The sequence below is a fragment of the Nocardioides aquaticus genome (assembly GCF_018459925.1).
Classification (GTDB): domain Bacteria; phylum Actinomycetota; class Actinomycetes; order Propionibacteriales; family Nocardioidaceae; genus Nocardioides; species Nocardioides aquaticus.
This window is the reverse complement of record NZ_CP075371.1, coordinates 3,553,260-3,574,992: the sequence shown is the minus strand read 5'-3', so window position 1 is coordinate 3,574,992 and position 21,733 is coordinate 3,553,260. Positions and strand designations below refer to the sequence as shown.

Genomic DNA, 21,733 nt, shown 5'->3' with positions numbered 1-21,733 from the left:
TCGCGTCGAAGCGGCTGTCCGGGACCGGACCGAGCCCCAGCAGGTCCAGGCTCAGGTTGGCGACGTCGCCGTTGCGCACGGGCTGAGTCCGGGCGCCGTAGCCGACCTGCGCGCGGCCCGGGTCGGCGTACGTCCTGCCCTGCAGGTCGTAGAGGTCCCCGGTGCCGACCTGCGGCCCCACACGACGAACGGGACGCGGTAGTTGACCCGCTGGGCCGGGTCGCGGTGGCTCTCGCCCCGCCCGCCGTGGTCGGCGGTGAGCACGATCGCAGTCCCCGCGAGCTGCGGCTGGCGGCGGACCGCGCGCTCGAGCCGGCCGACGAGGCCGTCCAGGCGGCTGACCGTGTCGAGGTACGCAGGCGACATGAACCCGTGGAGGTGGCCGGAGACGTCGGCCCCACCGAGGTGGACGAAGGTGAACGCCCGGTGGTGGGCGACCAGGTCGTCGCGGGCGGCGGTCGCGAGCGCGTCGTCCTGCCCCAGGACGGTGACCTCGTCGACCCCGTCGGGCCACGACCGGTCGAAGAGCCGCAGCTTCTCCTTGGTGGTGAAGAGCGCCGAGGAGCGGCCCGCGTCGCTGACCTCGGTGAACACCGAGCCGACGTCCTCGCCGGCGGCCGCCTGCACCGTCGCAGGGTCCGTGCGGTCGTCGTTCCAGGTCACGCCGTGACCGTTGCGGTCGCGCGCGATCGCGCGGCCGGTGACCATGGTCGTGTGGTTCGGCAGCGTGTCGGTCAGCTCGACCGCGGTGCGTGCCTCGAAGGTGTGGACGCCCTGGTCGACCAGATGCCAGATCGCCGGGGCTCCGGCGCGGCCCAGCTGCGTCAGCGCGTCCGGGTTGAGGCCGTCGATCGAGATCGCCAGCACGCGCGCGACCGGCTGCGGGGCCGCGGCCGCCGCGGCCGCTGCGACGGCCGGGGGAGGAGCCGCGGCCTCGGCGCCCGCCGTGGGCGGCGCGGTGGAGGTGCAGGCAGCAAGCGCGGCGACGGTCACGGCGACGGGCAGGAGGGCGCGGCGTGCCGGTGACGACGACTTCATGGGCGGAGGCTAGTCCCGTTCCGGGGCGGCCGTGGCGTGATGTGCGTCGCCCCGTGGGCCCGGGACGTGCGGGCGGCGGGTCGGAGGACCTAACGTGGTCTTCCGTGTCCCCTCGCCCGCGAACGACCGAGGCCGACCTCGCCGTGCGGCGCGAGGCGCCGATCGGCATCTTCGACTCGGGCTTCGGCGGGCTGACCGTGGCCCGGTCCGTGATCGACCAGCTGCCGCACGAGTCGCTGGTCTACCTCGGTGACACCGCGCGCCAGCCGTACGGGCCCAAGCCGATCGCCGAGGTGCGCGAGTACGCCCTGGAGTGCCTGGACCACCTCGTCGGCCAGGGCGTCAAGGCGCTGGTGATCGCCTGCAACTCCGCCAGCGCCGCGATGCTGCGTGACGCCCGCGAGCGCTACGACGTGCCCGTGGTCGAGGTGATCTACCCCGCCACCCGCCGCGCGGTCGCGGCCAGCCGCAGCGGCCGGATCGGCGTGATCTGCACCGAGGCCACGGCGGCCTCGATGGCCTACGACGACGCGTTCGCCGCCGCCCCGCAGGTCGACCTGCACACCCGCGCGTGCCCGTCGTTCGTGGACTTCGTGGAGGCCGGGGTGACCGGCGGCGACGAGCTGCTGGCCGCCGCCCACGAGTACCTCGACCCGTTGACCGCCGCGGGCGTGGACACCCTCGTCCTCGGCTGCACGCACTACCCGCTGCTGACCGCGGTCATCTCCTACGTGATGGGCGAGGAGGTCAGCCTGGTCTCGAGCGCCGAGGAGTGCGCCAAGGACGTCTACCGGGTGCTGGCCGACACGGGGCTGATGCGCGCGGGGGCGACCCCGCGTACCGTTTCTGGACCACCGGCTCGCCCGAGCAGTTCGAGACGATCGGGCGGCGCTTCCTGGGTCCCGAGATGGTCACGGCGGCGCAGTACGCCGGCGGACGCACACCGGTCGGGGGGAGACCAGGATGAGGCTGACGGTGATCGGCTGCTCGGGGTCCTACCCCGGGCCCGACAGCCCGGCGAGCTGCTACCTGCTGGAGGCGGACGGCATCGACCCCGCCGACCCGGACGCAGGACCCCGGCCCTGGCGGGTGCTGGTGGACCTCGGCAACGGCGCGCTCGGCGCGCTGGCGCGCTACGTCGACCCGCTCACCATCGACGCCGTCCTGGTCTCGCACCTCCACGCCGACCACTGCCTGGACCTCTGCGGCTACTACGTCATGCGCAAGTACCACCCGCGCGGACCCCAGCCGCGGATACCGGTCTACGGCCCCTCCGACACCGCCGGGCGGATGGCGCGCGCCTACGACCTGCCCGAGGACCCCGGGATGACCGAGGAGTTCGACTTCCGGCCCTACGACGGTGCGTTCACCCTGGGCCCGTTCCTGGTCGAGCCCATCCGCGTCGAGCACCCCGTCGAGGCATACGGCCTGCGGGTCACCGCCGACGGGCACGTCCTGGGCTACTCCGGCGACACCGCCCCGTGCGACGGCCTGGACGCGGTGGCCGCCGACGTCGACCTGCTCCTGGCCGAGGCGTCGTTCCGCACCGGTGACGACAACCCGCCCGGGGTGCACCTGACCGGCGCCGACTGCGGCGACGTCGCCGCCCGGGTGGGCCTGGACCGCCTGGTGCTGACCCACGTGCCGCCGTGGTTCGACCGCGAGGAGATCCTCGCCGAGGCGCGCGCGGTGCACCACGGCTCCGTCGAGCTGGCGCACCCCGGCGCGACCTACCTGCTCGGCTGAACCACCTCGGCCACCTCGGCCACCTCAGCCGGCCCGGGCGTCGTGGACGCAGATCGCGATCTGCACCCGGTTGACGGCACCGAGCTTGTCGAAGAGCCGAGAGACGTGGGCCTTGACCGTGGCCACCGAGAGGCACAGCTCGGCGGCCACCTCGGAGTTGCTCAGCCCACGGGCCACCGCGTCGGCGACCTCGGCCTCGCGCTCGGTCAGCCGGTCCAGGCGTGCCCGGGCCGCCTGGCCGCGGTCGTCGGCCGGTCGCCGTCGGGCGGCGGCGACCAGGGCGCGGGTGGCCGACGGCGACAGCATCGGCTCGCCCGCGGCCACCGCGCGCACGGCGGCGACGATCTCGGCCGGCGGGGTGTCCTTGAGCAGGAAGCCGTCGGCGCCGGCGCCGACCGCCTCCACCACGTAGTCGTCGGCGTCGAAGGTCGTCAGCACGATCACCCGGGGGGCGCCGGGGGTGGCGCACAGGACGCGGGTCGCCTCCAGCCCGCCCATCACCGGCATCCGGATGTCCATCAGCACGACGTGCGCGCGGGTCGCGGCTGCCCGGTCCACGGCCTGCCTGCCGTCGGCCGCCTCGCCGACGACCTCGAGGTCGGGCTCGCCGCCGAGCATCAGCACCAGCGCCGAGCGGACCAGCGCGTCGTCGTCGACCACGAGCACCCGGGTCGGCGGGGCCACCCCTCCCGTGCCGCCGCTCATGCCGCCGCCCACGGCAGCCACGCGTGCAGCTCGAAGTCGCGCCCCGACGTCCCCGACTCGAGCCACCCGCCGCGCAGCACGGCCCGCTCGCTCAGCCCGACCAGGCCGAGCCCGGCACCGCTGGTGTCACGCTGGCCGAAGCCGCGCGGGTTGCGGAGCCGGACCGTCATCCCCTCCGCGGGACAGCCCGCCAGGTCGACGGTGAGCAGGGCCCCAGGGGCGTGGCGGCCGGCGTTCGTCAGGCCCTCCTGGACGATCCGGTAGACGGTGCGGGCGACCGGGTCGGGCACCGGGTGCGCGTCGTCGACGCGGTCGACGACCTCGACGTGCTGCCCCGCGGCGCGCGCCTCGGCGACCAGGTCCCTCAGGTCGTCCCAGGTCGGCTGGGGCCGCTCGAGCGGCACCCCGGTCTCGGAGTCGCGCAGCACCCCCAGGACCCCGCGCAGGTCGGCCAGCGCCTCGTTGGCCGCGCTCTGGATGACCTCCGCCTGCCCCCGCAGCTGGTCGGGGCCGAGGTCGGAGCGGTAGGCCAGGGCGCCGGCGTGCATCGAGATCTGCGAGATCCGGTGGGCCAGCACGTCGTGCATCTCCCGCGCGATCCGGGCCCGTTCGTTCTCCCGGGCCCGGGTGGCGCGCAGCTCCTGCTCGGCCTCGGCCCTCTCCGCCCGCTGGCGCAGCGTCCACAGCAGCTCGCGCCGCGCCCCGAGGTAGAGGCCGAGGACGACGGTGGCCACCAGTGCGATCACGGTCACGGTCGCGTCCAGCCACGGCTCGCGCGCCTCGGTGCTCGGCGTGGTCTGGATGTAGACCATCCCGCCGGCGAAGGCGACGACCGCGACCGCGGCGACCGGCAGCGCCCGCCGCCGGGTGGCCAGCGAGACCAGCGCCAGGGTGGCCGGCCCGGCGGCGGCGCCCGAGACGACCGTGGCGGCGTTGAGCGCCAGCGCGACCGGCAACGGCCATCGTCGCCGCCAGAGCACGGCGACGAGGGCGGCGACGCCGACGAGGCCGTCGAGCCAGAACAACCCGGGACGGGTGTCCCACTGCGCCTCGGCGTAGGGCGTCCAGGCCATCGCGCTGATCGCGACGCACAGCACGAGCCGCCACGCCTGGCCCCACGCGGTCAGCGGGGGCTGCAGCTGCTGCTCGGGTCGGTCCGGGGCCACGTACCCAGGCTAGGGACTCCGGGCGGTCGGCGCCCGGGGCCCCGGGCGCGAGGAGACCCCTACTTAGGTCGGGGGTGTGTCGGGACGCCGGACCGATGCGCGGCGGGTCCCCGCAGGCCAGGCTGGGGCCATGATCACGGTCGAGCACCTCACCAAGAAGTACGGCGGGTTCGCCGCCGTCGACGACGTCAGCTTCACCGCACGCCCGGGTCGGGTCACCGGCTTCCTCGGGCCGAACGGTGCGGGGAAGACCACGTCGATGCGGATCATGGTCGGGCTCACCCCGGCCACCTCGGGCAGCGTGCGCATCGGCGGCCTGCCCTACGCCGACATCCCCAACCCGGGGCGGCACGTGGGTGTCCTGCTGGACGCCTCGGCCCAGCACGCCGGGCGGACCGGCCGCGAGGTCCTCACCATCGGCGCCCGCACCATGGGCCTGCCCGACTCGCGGGTCGACGAGATGCTCGAGCTGGTCTCGCTGAGCGGCACCGAGTCCAAGCGGCGGGTGCGCAACTACTCGCTCGGGATGCGGCAGCGGCTCGGCATCGCCCACGCGCTGCTGGGCGACCCGTCGGTGCTGATCCTCGACGAGCCGGCCAACGGCCTGGACCCCGCGGGCATCCGGTGGATGCGCGGGCTGCTCGGGGGCTACGCCGACCGCGGCGGCACGGTGCTGCTCTCCAGCCACCTGCTGCACGAGGTCGAGATGATCGCCGACGAGATGATCCTGATCGGGCGCGGCAGGATCGTCGCCCAGGGCGACAAGAGGTCGCTGCTCGCCGGCCGGGCCAGCGCCACGCTGGTCTCCTCCGAGGACGACGCGGCGCTCGGCGCCGCGCTCGCCCGGGCCGGGTACGAGCCGACCCCGGCCGGCGAGGGCCTGCGCGTGCCGTGCGCCCCCGCCGAGGTCGGCCGGGCCGCCCTGCAGGCCGGCGTGGTCCTCACCGACCTCCGCTCCGGCTCCGGCGGCCTCGAGGACCTCTTCCTGGAGCTGACCGAGGACACCCAGCGCGAGGGCCACCCCGTCGCCGCGACCCAGCAGGGAGCCACCGCATGAGCACCGACATGACCGGCACGTCCGGCACCACCGCACCGACGCCCACCGGCGTCCTCGACGTCAGCGGCACCCCCGCCGTCCCGTTCACCCGCCTGGTCTCGGTCGAGCTCCGCAAGGCGCTCGACACCCGCGCCGGCCGCTGGTTCACCGCCGCCATCGTGGCGCTGTGCCTCGTCGTGGTGGTGATCTACGCCTTCGCGGCACCCGAGGGGTCCACCGACTTCGGCGACGTCGTCGGCGTCTCGGGGGCGGTCCTGGGCTACTTCCTGCCGGTGCTGCTGATCCTGATGGTCACCAGCGAGTGGAGCCAGCGCACCGGCCTGACCACCTTCACCCTCGAGCCGCACCGCGGGCGGGTGGTCGGCGCCAAGTTCGTCGCCGGGCTGATCCTGGGGGCGGCGCTGATCGCCGTCGCGGCCCTGGTCGCCGCGCTCGGCACGCTGATCGGCGGGGGCGACTGGTCGTTGACCGCCGAGCTGCTCGTCAAGGGCTTCCTGGTGGCCAACCTGATCGGCATCCTGACCGGGTTCGCGATCGGCATGCTGCTGATGAACAGCGCCGCGGCGATCGTCACCTACTTCATCTACACGCTGGTGCTGCCGCTGGCGGTCGGCATCCTGTCGGCGTTCCAGGAGTGGTTCGCCGACCTGGCGCCGTGGATCGAGTTCAACACCGCCCAGCAGCTGATGTTCGTCGACGAGGGCGCCCCGAGCGGGGAGCTCCTCGCCCAGCTGCTCGTCTCCGGCACGATCTGGCTGGTCGTCCCCTTCGTGATCGGGCTGCTCCGCCTGCTCCGGGCAGAGCCGAAGTAAGCCGCCGTCGGCCCGACCGCAGCGACCAGTAGCGTGCTCGTATGACGACGAAGCGCGCAGACGGTCGGGCCGACGACGAGCTCCGCCAGGTGAGGATCACCCGGAACTGGCTTGACCACGCGGCCGGGTCCGTCCTGGTCGAGTTCGGGGGCACCAAGGTGCTCTGCGCGGCCTCGGCCTCCGAGGGCGTCCCGCGCTGGCGCAAGGGCTCCGGGCTCGGCTGGGTGACCGCCGAGTACGCCATGCTCCCGGCCGCCACCCACACCCGGTCGGACCGCGAGTCGGTCAAGGGCCGGATCGGGGGACGCACCCACGAGATCAGCCGCCTGGTCGGCCGGTCGCTGCGCGCGGTCGTCGACTACAAGGCGCTCGGGGAGAACACGATCCAGCTCGACTGCGACGTGCTGCAGGCCGACGGCGGCACCCGGACCGCCGCCATCACCGGTGCCTGGGTCGCGCTGGCCGACGCCGTGGACCACCTGCGCGCGGCGGGGTCCCTCAAGGGCGAGCCGCTGACCGGGTCGGTGGCCGCGATCAGCGTCGGGATCATCGACGGCGTGGCCCGGCTCGACCTCCCGTACGAGGAGGACGTCCGCGCCGAGACCGACATGAACGTCGTGATGACCGGCACCGGCTCGTTCGTCGAGGTGCAGGGAACCGCCGAGGGCGCTCCCTTCGACCGCGCCGAGCTGGACGCGCTGCTCGGCCTGGCCGAGAAGGGCTGCGCCGACCTCACCCGTCTGCAGACGGAGTCGCGGACGTGACCACCACGGTCCACCTGGCCTCGCGCAACGCCAAGAAGATCGCGGAGATGCAGCGCATCCTCGGTGACGTCGTGCCGGATCTCGAGGTCGTCGGGCTGGACGCGGTCGACGCCTACGACGAGCCGGTCGAGGACGCCCCCACCTTCGCCGGCAACGCGCTGGTCAAGGCCCGGGCCGGCTTCGTGGCCACCGGCCTGCCGACCCTGGCCGACGACAGCGGCCTGTGCGTGGACGCCCTGAACGGGATGCCCGGCGTGCTCTCGGCCCGCTGGGCGGGCCCGCCGAAGAGCGACGAGCGCAACAACGCCCTGCTCCTGGCGCAGCTCGTCGACGTGCCCGACGCCCGCCGTCGTGGCCACTTCGCCTGCGCGGTCGCCCTGTGCCTGCCCGGAGGGCGCGAGCTGATCACCGAGGGCGTCATGCCGGGGTCCGTACGCCGCGAGGTCGCCGGCAGCGGCGGCTTCGGCTACGACGTGCTCTTCGAGGCCGACTCGGCCCCGGGTCGGACGACCGCCGAGCTGTCCCCGGAGGAGAAGGACGCCATCTCGCACCGCGGTGAGGCGCTCCGCCTGCTGGCCCCGCTGGCCCGCGAGGCGTTGACGGCGTAGGTGGGGCAGCGCCCGTCCCGTGGGTCGTGTGCCTGCGTACGGTCTGCAGGCCGTGATGAGGCCCATGACTGCGCTGCCGGCACGGTGGCCCCGGCTCGGACCCGGATCGCCGTCGCCGCACTGGTGCACGACGGGCTCGTGCTCCTGGGGCATCGTCACCCCTCGCGTCGGTGGTACCCCGACTGCTGGGACCTCGTCGGCGGACACGTCGACGGAGGCGAGTCGCCCCACCGAGCCGTCGTCCGAGAGTGCCTCGAGGAGCTCGGCGTGCACATCATCGACCCGTCGCCCATCCCGATCTCGGTGGACGACCCCCACCTCGAGATGGACGGGTTCCTCGTCACCCGGTGGGAGGGCGAGGTGGTCAATGCCGCACCTGACGAGCACGACGAGCTCCGCTGGTGCGCGGCAGGTGACCTCGCGGGCCTGGGTCTGGCGCATCCGGAGATCCTGCCGATCATCCTGGGCGCGCTCCAGGGCGGCGACGGCGACTGCTAGCCCGCAGGACCGTCGCCCCGGGCCCACTACAGTCCCTGCGTGGCCCGACCCTTCCTCGTCCGACGCTCCCTGTCCCGCCTCCTGCTCGGCGCCGTGCGCTGGCGCGCCGTCGGCGAGGTGCCCCGCCGGGGCGTGCTCGTGGGGGCGCCGCACACCTCAAACTGGGACTGGGTGCTCACCCTCCTGCTGGCCTGGGAGAGCAAGATCGTGATCCGGCTCCTGGTGAAGAAGGAGCTGTTCGTCGGCCCGCTCGGCCCGCTGCTGCGCGCCACCGGCGCGGTGCCGCTGGACCGCAAGGACCCGGGCGGGACGATCCGTCGCCTCGTCGCCGACGCGCGCACCGAGGACTCGTTCCTGCTCGGGCTGGCCGCCGAGGGCACCCGCAGCAAGGCCGAGCACTGGAAGTCCGGCTTCTACCGGATCGCGCAGCAGACCGGCCTGCCGGTGACGCTGGCCTACATCGACCGCCCGACGCGCCGGGTCGGCTGGGGCCCGACCTTCGAGCTGTCCGGCGACGTCCGCGCCGACATGGACCGGATCCGGGAGTTCTACGCCGACAAGACCGGCATCCACCCCGAGCTGACCACGCCGCCGCGGCTCAAGGAGGAGGACCGCGCCTGACGCGCGTGCCCACCGTGCCGGAGACGGGACTCGAACCCGCACGCCCGAAGGCACAGGAACCTAAATCCTGCGTGTCTGCCAGTTCCACCACTCCGGCGTGAGCGGCCCGATCCTAGGAGACGGCCGCCGGGACGCCCGCCGGTGGCTCAGGCCAGGGCGAGGTCGCGGCGCAGCTTCGCGACGTGCCCGGTGGCCCGCACGTTGTACTGCGCCAGCGTCACCACGCCGTCCTCGTCGAGCACCAGGGTGGAGCGGATGACGCCCTGGACGACCTTGCCGTAGTTCTTCTTCTCCCCGAAGGCGCCCCAGGCGCTCATCACCTGCTTGTCGGCGTCGGACAGGAGCGTGATCGAGAGCCCGTCCCGCTCCCGGAAGCGGGCGAGCTTCTCGGGGGCGTCGGGGGAGACCCCGAGCACGGTGTAGCCCTGTGCCTCCAACGAGCCCAGGGACTCCGAGAAGTCACAGGCCTGCGTGGTGCAGCCCGGGGTCATCGCGGCCGGGTAGAAGTAGACGACCACCTTGCGCCCGCGAAGCGAGGACAGCGTGACCTGCTCGCCGGTGTCGCTGGGCAGGGTGAAGTCGGGCGCCACGTCGCCGGGGGAGAGGCGGGAGGGCTGCGCTGGCTGCGTCACGGGGAGGGTCCTGTCCGGTCGGAGAGTTGCTGCGAGCGAGTCGCAATAGCGTACGTTGGGCGTGCCCGACCCTCTCAACCTACCGAGCAGCTGACACCGACCCCGCGGAGGTCCGACGTGCACGTCCCAGACGGTTTCCTCGACGCCCCCACCTCGGTGGCCACCGGCGTCGTCGCCGCGGCGGGCATCGCCGTGGCCCTGCGCAAGGCGCGCGGCGAGCTCGACGACCGGACCGCGCCGATGGCCGGCCTGGTCGCGGCCTTCGTCTTCGCCGGCCAGATGATCAACTTCCCCGTCGGCGCCGGCACCAGCGGCCACCTCATCGGCGGTGCGCTCGCCGCGGTCCTGGTCGGGCCGTGGACAGGGATGCTCTGCCTGAGCGTGGTGCTCCTGGTCCAAGCCCTCTTCATGGCCGACGGAGGCGTCACCGCGCTGGGCACCAACATCACGCTGATGGGGGTCGTGGGCTGCTTCGTCGGGTACGCGGTGTTCCGGCTCGCCCTGCTCGTGCTGCCCCGCCGGCTCGGTTCGGTGGCGCCGGCCGCCGCCGTCGGCGCGCTGGTCTCGGTGCCGGCCGCCGCGACCGTCTTCACCCTGCTCTTCGTCGTCGGTGGCAACGCCCCGATCGACACCGGCGCCGTGCTCGCCGCGATGGTCGGCTGGCACGTGGTGATCGGGGTCGGCGAGGCGGTGGTGACCGGGCTGGTCGTCGGGTCCGTCGTCGCGGTCCGCCCCGACCTGGTCCACGGCGCGCGGCGGCTCGTCTCGGCGCGCACCCTCGAGGTGCGTCCGTCCGCGGTCGCCGGCCAGGCCCGGACGGAGGAGGTGGCATGAGCGGGCGCCGCCTGGCCGTCGTGGCCCTGCTGGTCACGCTGGTGCTGGCCGGGGGCCTGAGCTTCTACGCCAGCAGCCACCCCGACGGGCTGGAGTACGTGGCCGAGACGACCGGCTTCCTGGACAGCGCCGAGGACTCCGCCACCGCCGACTCGCCGCTGGCCGACTACCAGACCCGCGGCGTGGACGACGAGCGCGTCTCCGGGGGCCTGGCCGGCCTGATCGGCGTCACCGCCGTGCTCGGGCTGTCCGGCGGCCTGTTCTGGGCGATCCGCCGGCGCGGCGACCGGGCCGAGGACCCGGACAGCCCCGGGCGACGTTCTACCTCCGTCGACGCCGGGCGCTGATGGGCGCCGGGCACGGCCACCGGCTCCACTACCACGGCCACAGCCGGGTCCACCGGGCACCGGCGCACCTCAAGCTCCTCGCGCTGCTGGGCTTCGTGCTGCTGGCCGTCGCGGTCCCGCCCGGGTGGTGGGCGGCGTACCCGGTGCTGCTCGCCGTGCTGCTCGGCGTCGTCCTGCTCGCCCAGGTGCCGCTCGGCTACCTGGCTCGCCGGATGTGGATCGAGGTCCCGTTCCTGGTCTTCGCGGTGCTGCTGCCGTTCGTGGCCACCGGGCCGCGGGTCGAGATCGGGTTCCTGTCGGTCTCCGAGCCCGGCCTGGTCGCCGCCGGCGGCCTCGCCGCCAAGGGCACCCTCGGCGTGCTGGCCTCGCTGACCATGGCGGCCACCACCGAGCCGGCCGACGTGCTGGGCGGGCTGCGTCGGCTGCGGATGCCCGACCTGCTGGTCCAGATCATGTCGTTCATGCTGCGCTACCTCGACGTCGTCACCGCCGACCTCGCCCGGATGACCACCTCGATGCGCTCCCGCGGCTGCGACCCGCGCTCGCCGCGGCACTGGCCGACGCTGGCGCGCTCCATGGGAGCCTTGTTCATCCGCTCCTACGAGCGCGGCGAGCGGGTCCACCTGGCCATGCTCAGCCGCGGCTACGACGGGGAGCTGCCCCGATGACCGACCCGAGGAGACGACCCGCGTGACCACGCCCGTGCTGGACGTCCGGGGGCTCGCCTTCGCCTACCCCGACGGGCACCAGGCCCTGTTCGGGGTCGACCTGCACGTCCACCAGGGCGAGCGGGTCGCGCTGCTCGGGCCCAACGGTGCGGGCAAGACCACCCTGGTGCTGCACCTCAACGGCATCCTCGGCGGCGGGGCCGGCAGCGTCCACGTCAGCGGGCTGCCGGTCGAGAAGAAGAACCTGCAAGAGGTCCGCCGCCGGGTCGGCATCGTCTTCCAGGACCCCGACGACCAGCTCTTCATGGGCTCGGTCCGCGCCGACGTCGGCTTCGGTCCGGCCAACCTCGGGCTCAAGGGCGCTGAGCTGGACCGCCGCGTCGCCGCGGCCCTGGAGCAGGTCGGGATGGCGGAGTACGCCGACCGCCCGCCGCACCACCTCTCCTTCGGCCAGCGTCGCCGTGTCGCCGTCGCCACCGTGCTGGCCATGGAGCCCGAGATCCTGGTGCTCGACGAGCCGTCCTCGAACCTCGACCCGGCCTCGCGCCGCGAGCTGGCCGACATCCTGCGCTCGCTCGACGTGACCGTCCTGATGGTCACCCACGACCTGCCGTACGCCCTCGAGCTCTGCTCGCGCGCGGTGGTGCTGAGCGACGGCCAGGTGGTCGCCGACGCCCCCACTCTCGAGGTGCTCACCGACGACGAGCTGATGGCCACGCACCGACTGGAGCTCCCGTGGGGCTTCGACCCCCGGCGCATTGGTAGCCTGCCCCGGTGAGCAACCAGATGTCGGACCTCGAGCGCGAGATCGAGGAGACCCGGGAGCGCCTGGCGACGACGATCGACCAGCTGCTCTACCGGTCCCACCCCAAGACCATCGTCCAGCGCGAGGTGGCGGCCGTGAAGGGCCACTACGTCGACGCCGCCACCGGCGAGCCGCGCACCGACAACATCCTGAAGACCGTCGGGGCCGTCGCCGGCGTCGTCCTGCTCTTCGTCGTGGTGCGCAAGGTCGCGTCCTGACCCCCATCCGGATGCTCCACGACCGCGTGCTGGTCGAGGTGGACCCGGAGGAGGGCGAGCGGCGCTCGTCCGGTGGGATCGTCATCCCGGCGACCGCGGCGATGGGCGCCCAGCGCCTGGCCTGGTCCCGGGTCGTCGCGGTGGGACCGCACGCGCGTGCGGTGGAGGCGGGCGACCGGGTCCTGTTCGACCCGGCCGAGAAGGCCGAGGTCGAGGTGCAGGGCGAGACCTACGTCGTGCTGCGCGAGCGCGACGTGCACGCCGTCGCCGCCGAGCGGCTCGAGCCCGAGAGCACCGGCCTCTACCTCTAGCCCGGACGCACAGGCCCGGCACAGGCGGTCCGCAGCACCCGCCCAGCGGCGCGCGCCACGCTCGGTCGTACGAGCCCGGCGACCCCGCCGGCCGCGACCCGAGGAGCCGGCGTGAGCGACGACGAGCAGACCCGACCACCCTGGAGGACCCGGCCGACCGGGCTGCGCTGGCGCCGCCACGGCCTCGCCGGGGGCATCGCCGCCGGGCTGCTGCTGGCCGGCGGCGGGGCCGGGTACGCCGCCGGCAGCTCGACGGACGGCGGCGAGCGGGTGCCGGCCGTCGAGCAGGTCGAGGACGCCGGACCCGACCAGGTGCCGCCCGGACCGCCTGGTGGTGGACCCACCGGTGGCGTGCCGGACGTGCCGGACGCGACGGCCGAGGTCCTGCCGCGGACCTGAGGACCGCAGCGCGTCCACAGCCGACTCACAGGCCGAGCAGGCAGCATGACCTCCATGGAGCTGACCCGGGTCGACGGGACGCCGCTGCGGGTCCTCGTCGTCGACGACGAGGAGAACCTGGCCGAGCTGGTCGCGATGGCGCTGCGCTACGAGGGCTGGCGGGTCGCGACCGCGCACACCGGGACCGCGGCCGTGGCCACGGGGCGCGACCTGCGTCCGGACGTGGTGGTGCTGGACATGATGCTGCCCGACATCGACGGACTGGAGGTGCTGCGGCGCCTGCGTGCGCAGGACGACGCGGTCCCGGTGCTGTTCCTGACCGCCCGGGACGCCGTCGAGGACCGGGTGGCCGGGCTGACCGCCGGCGGGGACGACTACGTCACCAAGCCCTTCTCGCTCGAGGAGGTCGTCGCTCGGCTGCGGGCGCTGGTGCGTCGGGCGGGCGCGGCGCAGGCCAGCACCTCGTCGGTGCTGACGGTCGGCGACCTGCAGCTCGACGAGGACAGCCGGGAGGTGACCCGGGCGGGGGAGGAGATCACCCTGACGGCCACCGAGTTCGAGCTGCTGCGGTTCCTGATGCTGAACCCCCGCCGGGTGCTCAGCAAGGCGCACATCCTGGACCGGGTCTGGCACTACGACTTCGGCGGGCAGGCCAACGTCGTCGAGCTCTACATCTCCTACCTGCGCAAGAAGCTCGACGCCGGGCGCGAGCCGATGATCCACACGATGCGCGGCGCGGGCTACGTCCTGAAGCCGGCCGCGTGAGGCACCCGCGCACGCTCACCGCCCGGCTGGTCGCGACCGTGGTCCTGCTGACGGTGCTGACCACCCTGGTGGTGGCGGCGGTGGCGACCCTCGCGACCCGGTCCTACCTGCTCGAGCGGCTGGACCGCGACGTCACCCAATCGCTCGAGCGGATCCCCGGCCCGGGCGAGGTCCTCGGCAGCCCCCCGCCGCAGGGAGACCTGCCCCCGGGGGTGCCGCTCGGGGCGGTGACCGCCGTGCGGACCGACCAGGGCGGGGTCGGCGGCAGGATCCTGGGCACCGACGGCGACGAGGAGCTCCCCGACGACGCGCTGGCGGTGCTGACCGAGGTGCCGTCGGACGGTGAGGTCCGCCAGGTCGACCTGCCCGGGCTCGGCTCGTACCGGGCGGCCGCGGAGGCCACGACGGGCGGTGTGGTGGTGAGCGCGCTGCCCGAGGAGCAGGTCACCGAGGTGGTGACCCGGCTGGTCCTCGTGCAGGCCGGCGTGGGGGGTGCGGTGGCCCTGCTCGCCCTCACGGCCGGCGGCTGGCTGGTCCGACGTCAGCTCCGGCCGCTGCGCGAGGTCGCCGCGACGGCGCGTGGCGTCGCCGGGCTGCGGCTCGACTCCGGCGAGGTGGACCTCGGGGAGCGGGTGCCCGCCCACCTCGTCGACGACCGGACCGAGGTGGGCCAGGTGGGCGCCGCGCTCGACATGCTGCTGGACCACGTCGGGGCGGCGCTCGCGGCGCGGCAGCGCTCGGAGCTGCAGGTGCGCCAGTTCGTGGCCGACGCCTCGCACGAGCTGCGCACGCCGTTGGCCACCATCGCCGGCTACAGCGAGCTGGCCCGGCGGCGGCCCGACGACGCCGCCGCAGCACGGACCGCGCTGGCCAAGGTGGAGGAGGAGTCCCACCGGATGACCGCGCTCGTGGAGGACCTGCTCCTGCTGGCACGGCTCGACTCCGGCCGGCCGCTGGAGCAGGCCCCGGTCGACCTCAGCCGGCTCCTGGTCGAGGCCGTGGCCGACGCCCAGGTCCTGGCCCCGGGCCACCGCTGGCGCCTGGAGCTCCCGGCGGAGCCGGTGGAGGTTCCCGGGGACGCGCTGCGGCTGCACCAGGTGGTGACGAACCTGCTCACCAACGCCCGCAAGTACACCCCGGGGGGCACCGAGGTCTCCGTCGTCGGCGACGCCGGCGGGTTCGCGGTCCACGACGACGGCCCCGGGTTCGACCCGGCCGTGGCCGCGCACGCCTTCGAGCGCTTCGTCCGGGGCGACCCGGCACGCCACCGCGGCGCGGGCGGCGGTCCCGGGCCGGGCGGGGTCGGCTTGGGCCTGTCGCTGGTCGAGGCGGTCGTCACCGCGCACGGCGGCACGGTCCGGCTGCGCAGCGCGCCCGGCGACACCACCGTGGAGGTACGCCTGCCCGGGGCGGTGTCCGTACCACCGTCCTCGGATCCGGCCCGATCCTGACGGTCCGCGCGCGGGGGTCCCGACCGGGTGCGAGGATCGGAGCCTCGGGGCAGGGGTCCCCGCGAGCCGAGCGTCCGGGAGGGTCATGCGGGACTGGTGGACAGCCGGCCTCCTGCTCCTCGTCGGTGTCGTCGGCTGGTGCGCGGTCCTCGCCGCGCCCGCAGGCCTGCACGGCGGCGACCTGTGGCCGGTCGGCGTCGCCTCGGGCGTCCTGCTGCTGGCCGGGCGCCGGGCCTGGGCGTGGCTGCCGCCGCTCGCGGTCGTCGCGTTCCTCGGGACCTGGGCCGGCGGTCGGCCGGTCGACGCCGCCGCGGCCTCGGCACTCGGGATCGCCGCCGAGGTCACCGTCGTCTGGCTGGTCCTCACCGCCAGCGGCCGCGAGCGACCCCGGCTGCACAGCTTCGCCGACCTCGACCGGTACGCCACCGCCTCCGTGCTCGGGGCGTCCACCGCCGCCCTGGTGGCGCTGGCCACGACGACAGCGACCGGGTTCGGCGACCCGGCCCTGGTGGCGCTGGCAGTCGGGGCCACGCACCTGTCCTCGCAGCTGGTCGTGCTGCCGTTCTTCCTCGCACCGAGGGTCGAGCCACCCGGCGCCGAGCGTCGCGAGCAGGTGCTGGCCTGGCTGGCGGTGCTGCTGGTCTCCCCGATGGTGTTCGTGGTCGACGACGTCCCGGCGCTCGGGTTCCTCGTGATGCCGCTGCTGGTGTGGGGCGCGCTGCGGTTGGGGACCTGGCAGGCCCTGGCCCAGGTGCTCGTCGTCGCCGGCATCTCGTGCACCCTCTACACGCTCGGCCGCGGCCCCGTCGCGTGGCTGCCGCCGGGGACGGCGCCCGAGGTCGTCGCGGTGCTGCTGCAGCTCTACGTCGTGGGCTGCGCGCTCGTGGTGATCCCGCTGGTGCTGATGGTGAGCCTGCGACGCACCTCCGACCGGGAGGCCGCCAGCGAGCGCGACAAGCTGGCCAGCGTGGTCGACGCCGCCCGGGGGGTCGCGATCATCGGCACCGACGAGCAGGGCCGGATCACCCTGTTCAACCCCGGCGCCGAGCGCCTGCTGGGTTACCGCTCCGAGGACGTCCTGGGCCGTACCGGCCACTTCCTGCACTCGGACGAGGCGATCCGGGTGAAGGCCGCGGAGATCGGGGTCGCCGCCGAGTACGCCACCGTGCTCGGCGCCCTCGTGGACCGCGCCCACGACCGCACCCTGCTGGCGTACCGGCGCAGCGACGACGAGGAGCGCGTGCACCTGACCACCCTGGCCGAGATCGTCGACGACCGGGGCTCGGTCACCGGCTGGGTCAGCACCTCGGAGGACGTCACCGAGCAGCTGGAGGCCCAGCGGGCCACGGAGCGCGCCCTGACCCGGATGAAGGAGGTCGACGCGCTGAAGGACTCCTTCATCTCCACCGTCAGCCACGAGCTGCGCACGCCCGTGACCAGCATCGTGGGCTACCTCGAGATGCTCGGGGACGGCCAGTTCGGCGAGCTCTCGCGCAACCAGCGTGGCGCCGTGGCGCGGGTGGAGGCCAACAGCGGCCGGCTGCTGGCCCTGGTCGACGACCTGCTGACGCTCGCCCGGATGAACGACGCGCCGGACCCGGTGGGCACCGGTGATCCGGTGCCGCTGCTCGAGGTGGTGAGGTCCGGGTGCGCGGTGGTGGCGCCGCAGGCCGACCAGGCCGGTGTCTCCCTCCGCCTGCCCGCACCGCACGGGCCGGGTCCGCTCGTCACCGGGGACCGTCAGGCGCTGGAAGGCGTGGTGATCAACCTGGTCGGGAACGCGGTGAAGTTCACGCCGTCGGGGGCGAGGTGGTCGTCGAGATCGAGCACGGCGACGCCGAGCGGGTCCGCCTGTGCGTGCGCGACACCGGCATCGGCATCCCGTCCGAGGAGCTCGAGCTGCTCTTCACCCGCTTCTTCCGCTCCTCCACGGTGCGGGACTCCTCCATCCCCGGCAGCGGTCTCGGCCTGGCGATCGTCCAGGGGGTCGTGCAGCGCCACGACGGGACGATCGAGGTGGAGTCCGAGGTCGGGAAGGGCACCACCTTCGTCGTCACGCTCCCGCTGGCGCCGGCTCGCTGACCTCGTCGTCCTGAGGGGCCACGGCGCCGGTGCGGTGGAGGTCCGGCACCCGGGTGGCGGCCAGGGTCGCGACCAGCAGGAAGAACGCCAGCAGGCCGAAGCCGACGGTGTAGCCGCTCTCGGCGGGGAAGCCGCCCGGGCCCGTACGGGCGGTGACGACGCCGGCCATGACGGCCGAGCCGATCGAGCCGCCGATGGTGCGGATGTTGGCGTTCATCCCGCTGGCCACCCCGGTCTGGGAGGCCGGCACGGAGGCGATGACCACCGATGCGCTGCTGGAGATGACCAGGCCGGTGCCGAGGCCCTGGGCGGTGATGCCGACCAGGATCTGGAGCACCGTGTCGTGGAAGAGCGCGAGGCTCAGGTAGGACAACCCGGAGATGAGGGCGCCGGTGAGGATGACCGCGCGGGCCCCGAAGCGCCCCATCAGCCGCGAGGTGGTGAACCCGACGAGGAAGCTTGCCACCGCGGAGGGGAGCAGCAGCTGGCCGGACACGGTCACCGACGCGCCGAACCCGTACCCCGAGGACTCCGGCGTCTGCAGGAGCTGGGGCAGGAAGCCGAAGGAGGCGAAGAGGCCGAAGCCCACGAACAGCGTCACCAGGTTGGTCGTCCAGACCCCGCGTCGACGCATCATGTGCATGTCGATGAGCGGGACGCGGACGCGGGTCTCGAGCCGGATCCACGCCGCCGCGAGCACCGCCGAGAGGGCCAGCAGCCCGATCACGCGGGGCGAGCCCCAGCCCCAGGTGTTGCCCTGGCTGACCGGGAGCAGCAGCGCCACCAGCCAGCCGGCCAGCAGCACGGCCGGGGCCAGCGGCAGGCGGGTGGCCGCCCCGCGCGGGGACTCCGGCACGAAGCGGGCGGCGCCGGCGGCCGCCAGGAGGGTGGCGCCCATCGGGAGCCAGAACAGCCAGTGGTAGCCGAGGGTCTCGACGACCGGGCCGGCGACGACGATGCCTAGGCCGAAGCCCACGGCCGTCAGGGAGGCCAGCACCGACAGCGCGCCGGTCATCTTGTCGCCGAACTCGTCCCGGATGATCCCGAACGACAGCGGCAGCACGCCGCCCCCCGCGCCCTGGACGACGCGGGCCGCGATCAGCCAGCCGATGCTCGGCGCGAGCGCGGCCAGGAGCGAGCCCACCGCGAGCGCGAGCAGCGTGACGACCAGCATCCGCTTCTTGCCCACCACGTCACCGATCCGGCCGAGCAGCGGCGTCGCGACGGAGGCGGAGAGCAGGTACGCGGTGAGCACCCACGTCACCGTCGACTGGTCGGTGTCGTACTCGACCTGGATCAGCGACAGCACCGGCACCACCATCGACTGCAGGAGGGCGAAGGCGCCCACCGCGACGGTGAGGACGGCGAAGGTCACCCGCTGGCGGCGGCGCGTGGCGGGGGACACGGTGAGGGGCTCCTGGGGAGGGTCGGGATGCGGGGCGGCTGTCGAGACGGTTGTCTACGGCAACGATGTCCGAGCCTAGGTCGGGCTCGGCCGGACGGTCACATCCGCGGCGGGGTGAGGTGCACGACGTCGGCGCGACCACGGGTGGCGTCGGTGCCTGCTGCTCCTCGGGGAGACACCCAGCGGGCCTCAGGGCGCGAGGCGCAGGTCCTGGCCGGGGCCGTACGTCGAGCCCGGCACGCTCGGCAGCCCGAGCAGGTCGGTCGCGAGGTTGGCGACGTCGCCGTTGCGCACCGGCGGGTTCGTGGCGGTGTCGGCCGGCCGGCCGGTACCGGGGTCGAGCCGGGCCGGGTTCAGCGCGTAGAGGTCCTGTCCCGCGGCCACGCCGGGCCCCCACACGAGGAACGGGATCGTGTAGTTGACCGCCTGCGTGGCGTCGGAGTGGACGGTGCCGGTGCCGCCGTGGTCGCTGGTGACGACCAGCACCGTGTCATCGGCGTAGCCAGGGGACCCCGCGAGCGCGTCGACCACCTGGCCGAGGCGGGCATCGGTCTGCGTGAGTGCCGTGAGGTACGCCGGGGACAGGTAGCCGGACGCGTGGCCTGCCTGGTCCGGCTCGGCGAGGTGGAGAACGGTGAGGTCGGCGAGGGTGCCGGCGCCGATGTCGGCGACCAGCGCGTCGGTGCTGGTCGCCCCGGACGTGACCTGGAGGTAGGTGTCGATCTTGTCGCGCCCGTTGTCGGCGCCGACCGCGTCAGGCGCGCCGTTGGTCCCGTTCCAGCTGCGGTTGAGGAAGCCGAACTTCGGCTTGCCGGCGTAGAGCGCGGTCGAGCCGCCCCGGTCGTGCACGACGTCGAAGGCGGAGGTGACGTACTGACCCGCGGTGTCGTGGACGGTCGACTGGTCGTCCTCGTTGAAGGTGACGCCGTGCCCGCCGGGCAGTGCCACGCGGCGTCCGGTCACCATCGAGGTGTGGTTGGGCAGCGTCTCGGTCTCGTCGAAGGTCGAGCGGGCGTTGCGCGTCGAGACACCCTCGCCCTCGAGCCGGACGATCGTCGGTGCCCCGGCCGCGCCGAGGGTCGTCAGCGCCTGCGGGTTCAGGCCGTCGATGGAGACCACCACGACGTGCTGGACCCGCCGACGGGCGGCTCCGACGAGCCGCAGCCACCGACGCCCCACTCCACGGCCGCGTCGAACATCGCCCTCGCGTCAGCGGTCATCGAGGTCGGGCCGAGCGCGAAGAGCGGGAAGGTGTAGCGGCAGCCCGCTGCCTCGGTGCCGCTGGCCAGCGTCACGCCCGCGGGGACGGTGAACACGGTCGGCGACCCGTCGGCGGTCGCGACCACCGTCGCCTCGCTGACCGGCCGCCCCCAGGACACCCGCCGGGTCTCCGAGTACGCGGTGAGCGTGCCGCTGCGGCCCGCCGCCAGCGGGTGCCCGCCGGTGACGACCCAGGTCCGGCCCGGCTTGTCGCCGTAGTCGGTGCCGGCCGTCGGGCCGGTGACCTGGAACCGGGGCAACGAGTAGGGCTTGGCGATCCACACCGGGACGGGTGTGTCGAGCAGCTTGTCGCCGAGGGTCCCGGGGTTGACCGAGTGGCCGATGACGACCAGGTCGGTCCCGCCGACAGTGGCCGGGGTGACCGTGGTGTCGTCGAGGACGGCCACGTCGTGGCCGGCTCCCGCGATCCGGTCGATCACCCACTGCTCCTGGGCGCTCAACGCACCCGGCGCCCCAGCGACGTACGCGACGCTCGTGCCGCTCGGGGTGGGTGGCAGGCTCTCGCAGCCCGCGACGGCCCAGGCGGCGGTGGCGTCGAACATCGCCCACGCGTCCGCGGTGAAGGTGGTGGGGGCGTCGTTGACCAGCGGGAAGGTCAGCCGGCAGGCCGGCGCGGCCGAGCCTCCGGCGAGCGGGTCGCCCGCCGCCACGGCGTACACGGTGGCCTCGCCCCCGGCGGTCGCGACGACGTGGGCCGAGGTCGGTGCCCGACCGAAGGAGAGCTGCTGGCCGGCAGCCTGGAACGCGACCGCCCCGCTGCGGCCGGCCGCGGCCGGGTGCGCCGGATCGGTGACGTCGACCGCCCCGCCGGGGCGGGTGCCGTACGCCGTCCCGGCGCCCGCCCCGGCCAGTCCGTAGTTGTCCAGCAGGTAGGGCTTGGCGACCCACACCGGGACGGACACGCCCGCCAGCCGGGAGCCGAGCACGCTGTCGGACACGGTGCTGCTGATCAGGACGAGGTCGGCGGCGGCGACGTCGGCCGCGACGACGGCGTTGTCGTCGGCCAGCGTCACGGCGTGGCCGGCAGCCACCAGTCGCGCACGGACCGCCGACTCCCCGGCCGAGGGCGCCCCCGGCGACTTCACCACCACCACGACCGAGCCGGTCGCGGCGTGCGCCGGGGTGAGGCCCTGCATCTGCAGTGTCGTGACCGCCAGGATGCAGGCCGCGGCCACTGCCGCCATGGCGACCAGACGCGAGGGCGGGGCGAGGGTGCCCGTCGGTGGCGTGGTCCTCATGACGCCCTCCCGGGGTCAGGACCGCCGGTCGGCGGTGCCTGCACGAGAGCCTAGGACTCCGGTGCTTCTCCCGCGTCTCCCAATTGAGGTATCCCACGAGCGGGTGACGGGGTTGCTGGGTCCGGTCCCGGGATGCGATCCACCGGGTGGAGGCCGCGGCCACCCCCGGGGTGCCGCACGTCCGCAGACCCGTCGCGGACCACCCGGCCGTCCGACGTCCGGACCAGCAGGCGACCCTGCCCGGTGGCGCGGTCAGATACGAGCCGGGGTGAGGTGCGGGAC

The 21,733-nt window shown here is 74.3% G+C and carries 24 protein-coding genes, 1 tRNA gene and 2 pseudogenes; 19 read left to right on the top strand and 8 right to left on the bottom strand.

Going from position 1 to position 21,733, the window contains the following annotated elements; translation table 11 throughout:
- Nucleotides 1-51: 51 nt before the first annotated feature.
- Complete coding sequence (locus ENKNEFLB_RS17275; protein ID WP_214056504.1) at nt 52-1,038, bottom strand: alkaline phosphatase family protein; 987 nt, start codon at nt 1,036-1,038, stop codon at nt 52-54.
- Between the two features lie 104 nt (nt 1,039-1,142).
- Between ENKNEFLB_RS17275 and murI the strand changes: the two are divergent.
- Together murI and ENKNEFLB_RS17265 are read left to right on the top strand one after the other, a co-directional pair.
- A pseudogene (gene murI / locus ENKNEFLB_RS17270) lies at nt 1,143-2,005 on the top strand (glutamate racemase).
- Nucleotides 2,002-2,784 carry an MBL fold metallo-hydrolase gene (locus ENKNEFLB_RS17265; RefSeq protein WP_214056503.1) on the top strand — a complete coding sequence of 261 codons (783 nt, stop codon included), beginning with the start codon at nt 2,002-2,004 and terminating at the stop codon, nt 2,782-2,784. Before murI ends, ENKNEFLB_RS17265 begins: the two are co-directional and overlap by 4 nt.
- Nucleotides 2,785-2,808: 24 nt before the next feature.
- On the opposite strand, the gene ENKNEFLB_RS17260 is transcribed toward ENKNEFLB_RS17265, so the two are convergent.
- Complete coding sequence (locus tag ENKNEFLB_RS17260; RefSeq protein WP_214056502.1) at nt 2,809-3,489, bottom strand: response regulator transcription factor; 681 nt, start codon at nt 3,487-3,489, stop codon at nt 2,809-2,811.
- Nucleotides 3,486-4,655, bottom strand: a complete 1,170-nt coding sequence (locus ENKNEFLB_RS17255) for a sensor histidine kinase (RefSeq protein WP_246535633.1) — start codon at nt 4,653-4,655, stop codon at nt 3,486-3,488. The genes ENKNEFLB_RS17260 and ENKNEFLB_RS17255 overlap by 4 nt, the downstream gene beginning before the upstream one ends.
- A 130-nt stretch (nt 4,656-4,785) precedes the next feature.
- Here ENKNEFLB_RS17255 and ENKNEFLB_RS17250 point away from each other — a divergent pair, with 130 nt between their 5' ends.
- Genes ENKNEFLB_RS17250 through ENKNEFLB_RS17225 form a run of 6 tightly spaced genes read left to right on the top strand, consistent with a single transcriptional unit; the run spans nt 4,786 to nt 9,015 of the window.
- Nucleotides 4,786-5,712 (top strand): ABC transporter ATP-binding protein, encoded by a 927-nt coding sequence (locus tag ENKNEFLB_RS17250; RefSeq protein ID WP_214056501.1) that lies wholly within the window; start codon nt 4,786-4,788, stop codon nt 5,710-5,712.
- A complete protein-coding gene (locus ENKNEFLB_RS17245; protein WP_214056500.1) occupies nt 5,709-6,524 on the top strand; it encodes an ABC transporter permease in 816 nt (271 codons plus the stop codon). Before ENKNEFLB_RS17250 ends, ENKNEFLB_RS17245 begins: the two co-directional genes overlap by 4 nt.
- 41 nt (nt 6,525-6,565) lie before the next feature.
- The gene (gene rph, locus ENKNEFLB_RS17240; protein ID WP_214056499.1) at nt 6,566-7,288 is read left to right on the top strand and encodes a ribonuclease PH; all 723 of its coding nucleotides are present in this window, start codon (nt 6,566-6,568) and stop codon (nt 7,286-7,288) included.
- Nucleotides 7,285-7,896: a non-canonical purine NTP pyrophosphatase gene (locus ENKNEFLB_RS17235; protein WP_214056498.1), complete on the top strand. Its 612-nt coding sequence runs from the start codon at nt 7,285-7,287 to the stop codon at nt 7,894-7,896. Before rph ends, ENKNEFLB_RS17235 begins: the two co-directional genes overlap by 4 nt.
- Nucleotides 7,897-8,394, top strand: coding sequence for an NUDIX domain-containing protein (locus tag ENKNEFLB_RS17230; protein ID WP_338040920.1), 498 nt, complete (start codon nt 7,897-7,899; stop codon nt 8,392-8,394).
- 39 nt (nt 8,395-8,433) lie between these two features.
- Nucleotides 8,434-9,015: a 1-acyl-sn-glycerol-3-phosphate acyltransferase gene (locus ENKNEFLB_RS17225; protein ID WP_214056496.1), complete on the top strand. Its 582-nt coding sequence runs from the start codon at nt 8,434-8,436 to the stop codon at nt 9,013-9,015.
- Between the two features lie 15 nt (nt 9,016-9,030).
- Here the strand turns inward: ENKNEFLB_RS17225 and ENKNEFLB_RS17220 are convergent.
- A tRNA-Leu gene (locus tag ENKNEFLB_RS17220) sits at nt 9,031-9,112 on the bottom strand.
- Nucleotides 9,113-9,161: 49 nt separating this feature from the next.
- Nucleotides 9,162-9,647, bottom strand: a complete 486-nt coding sequence (gene bcp, locus ENKNEFLB_RS17215; protein ID WP_214056495.1) for a thioredoxin-dependent thiol peroxidase — start codon at nt 9,645-9,647, stop codon at nt 9,162-9,164.
- A gap of 117 nt (nt 9,648-9,764) precedes the next feature.
- On the opposite strand from bcp, the gene ENKNEFLB_RS17210 reads away from it, so the two are divergent.
- The 11 genes and pseudogenes from ENKNEFLB_RS17210 to ENKNEFLB_RS17150 all read left to right on the top strand — a co-directional run bounded on the left by ENKNEFLB_RS17210 (nt 9,765) and on the right by ENKNEFLB_RS17150 (nt 17,527).
- On the top strand, nt 9,765-10,481 hold the full coding sequence (locus ENKNEFLB_RS17210) for an energy-coupling factor ABC transporter permease (RefSeq protein ID WP_214056494.1): 717 nt from the start codon (nt 9,765-9,767) through the stop codon (nt 10,479-10,481).
- A complete protein-coding gene (locus ENKNEFLB_RS17205) occupies nt 10,478-10,828 on the top strand; it encodes a PDGLE domain-containing protein (protein WP_214056493.1) in 351 nt (116 codons plus the stop codon). The genes ENKNEFLB_RS17210 and ENKNEFLB_RS17205 overlap by 4 nt, the downstream gene beginning before the upstream one ends.
- The gene (gene cbiQ / locus ENKNEFLB_RS17200; RefSeq protein ID WP_214056492.1) at nt 10,828-11,496 is read left to right on the top strand and encodes a cobalt ECF transporter T component CbiQ; all 669 of its coding nucleotides are present in this window, start codon (nt 10,828-10,830) and stop codon (nt 11,494-11,496) included. The genes ENKNEFLB_RS17205 and cbiQ overlap by 1 nt, the downstream gene beginning before the upstream one ends.
- 22 nt (nt 11,497-11,518) lie before the next feature.
- Entirely contained in the window at nt 11,519-12,274 is a 756-nt protein-coding gene (locus tag ENKNEFLB_RS17195; protein WP_214056491.1) for an energy-coupling factor ABC transporter ATP-binding protein, read from the top strand.
- Nucleotides 12,271-12,519 (top strand): DUF3618 domain-containing protein, encoded by a 249-nt coding sequence (locus ENKNEFLB_RS17190; protein WP_246535632.1) that lies wholly within the window; start codon nt 12,271-12,273, stop codon nt 12,517-12,519. The genes ENKNEFLB_RS17195 and ENKNEFLB_RS17190 overlap by 4 nt, the downstream gene beginning before the upstream one ends.
- 11 nt (nt 12,520-12,530) lie before the next feature.
- Nucleotides 12,531-12,830, top strand: a complete 300-nt coding sequence (locus tag ENKNEFLB_RS17185; RefSeq protein ID WP_214056490.1) for a GroES family chaperonin — start codon at nt 12,531-12,533, stop codon at nt 12,828-12,830.
- A 111-nt stretch (nt 12,831-12,941) separates the two neighbouring features.
- Nucleotides 12,942-13,229: a hypothetical protein gene (locus tag ENKNEFLB_RS17180; protein WP_214056489.1), complete on the top strand. Its 288-nt coding sequence runs from the start codon at nt 12,942-12,944 to the stop codon at nt 13,227-13,229.
- 45 nt (nt 13,230-13,274) lie between these two features.
- Nucleotides 13,275-13,994, top strand: a complete 720-nt coding sequence (locus ENKNEFLB_RS17175; protein WP_275955901.1) for a response regulator transcription factor — start codon at nt 13,275-13,277, stop codon at nt 13,992-13,994.
- Nucleotides 13,991-15,445, top strand: a complete 1,455-nt coding sequence (locus ENKNEFLB_RS17170; protein ID WP_214056488.1) for a sensor histidine kinase — start codon at nt 13,991-13,993, stop codon at nt 15,443-15,445. The genes ENKNEFLB_RS17175 and ENKNEFLB_RS17170 overlap by 4 nt, the downstream gene beginning before the upstream one ends.
- Before the next feature lie 85 nt (nt 15,446-15,530).
- Nucleotides 15,531-16,970, top strand: a pseudogene (locus ENKNEFLB_RS23245) (PAS domain S-box protein); the annotation flags it as partial.
- Nucleotides 16,971-17,254: 284 nt separating this feature from the next.
- Nucleotides 17,255-17,527, top strand: coding sequence for a sensor histidine kinase (locus ENKNEFLB_RS17150; RefSeq protein WP_214056487.1), 273 nt, complete (start codon nt 17,255-17,257; stop codon nt 17,525-17,527).
- On the opposite strand, the gene ENKNEFLB_RS17145 is transcribed toward ENKNEFLB_RS17150, so the two are convergent.
- The 3 genes from ENKNEFLB_RS17145 to ENKNEFLB_RS17135 all read right to left on the bottom strand — a co-directional run bounded on the left by ENKNEFLB_RS17145 (nt 17,499) and on the right by ENKNEFLB_RS17135 (nt 21,451).
- On the bottom strand, nt 17,499-18,932 hold the full coding sequence (locus ENKNEFLB_RS17145; protein WP_214056486.1) for an MFS transporter: 1,434 nt from the start codon (nt 18,930-18,932) through the stop codon (nt 17,499-17,501). The two genes, ENKNEFLB_RS17150 and ENKNEFLB_RS17145, sit on opposite strands and share 29 nt — an antisense overlap.
- Nucleotides 18,933-19,121: 189 nt before the next feature.
- Complete coding sequence (locus tag ENKNEFLB_RS17140) at nt 19,122-20,051, bottom strand: alkaline phosphatase family protein (protein WP_214056485.1); 930 nt, start codon at nt 20,049-20,051, stop codon at nt 19,122-19,124.
- A complete protein-coding gene (locus tag ENKNEFLB_RS17135; RefSeq protein WP_214056484.1) occupies nt 20,030-21,451 on the bottom strand; it encodes a hypothetical protein in 1,422 nt (473 codons plus the stop codon). The genes ENKNEFLB_RS17140 and ENKNEFLB_RS17135 overlap by 22 nt, the downstream gene beginning before the upstream one ends.
- Nucleotides 21,452-21,733 lie beyond the last annotated feature (282 nt).

Coding starts and splice junctions, on each gene's coding strand:
- ENKNEFLB_RS17275 (WP_214056504.1), bottom strand. CDS start 1,038: ATGAAGTCGTCGTCACCGGCACGCCGCGCCCTCCTGCCCGTCGCCGTG.
- ENKNEFLB_RS17265 (WP_214056503.1), top strand. CDS start 2,002: ATGAGGCTGACGGTGATCGGCTGCTCGGGGTCCTACCCCGGGCCCGAC.
- ENKNEFLB_RS17260 (WP_214056502.1), bottom strand. CDS start 3,489: ATGAGCGGCGGCACGGGAGGGGTGGCCCCGCCGACCCGGGTGCTCGTG.
- ENKNEFLB_RS17250 (WP_214056501.1), top strand. CDS start 4,786: ATGATCACGGTCGAGCACCTCACCAAGAAGTACGGCGGGTTCGCCGCC.
- ENKNEFLB_RS17245 (WP_214056500.1), top strand. CDS start 5,709: ATGAGCACCGACATGACCGGCACGTCCGGCACCACCGCACCGACGCCC.
- rph (WP_214056499.1), top strand. CDS start 6,566: ATGACGACGAAGCGCGCAGACGGTCGGGCCGACGACGAGCTCCGCCAG.
- ENKNEFLB_RS17205 (WP_214056493.1), top strand. CDS start 10,478: ATGAGCGGGCGCCGCCTGGCCGTCGTGGCCCTGCTGGTCACGCTGGTG.
- cbiQ (WP_214056492.1), top strand. CDS start 10,828: ATGGGCGCCGGGCACGGCCACCGGCTCCACTACCACGGCCACAGCCGG.
- ENKNEFLB_RS17185 (WP_214056490.1), top strand. CDS start 12,531: ATGCTCCACGACCGCGTGCTGGTCGAGGTGGACCCGGAGGAGGGCGAG.
- ENKNEFLB_RS17175 (WP_275955901.1), top strand. CDS start 13,275: ATGACCTCCATGGAGCTGACCCGGGTCGACGGGACGCCGCTGCGGGTC.
- ENKNEFLB_RS17135 (WP_214056484.1), bottom strand. CDS start 21,451: ATGAGGACCACGCCACCGACGGGCACCCTCGCCCCGCCCTCGCGTCTG.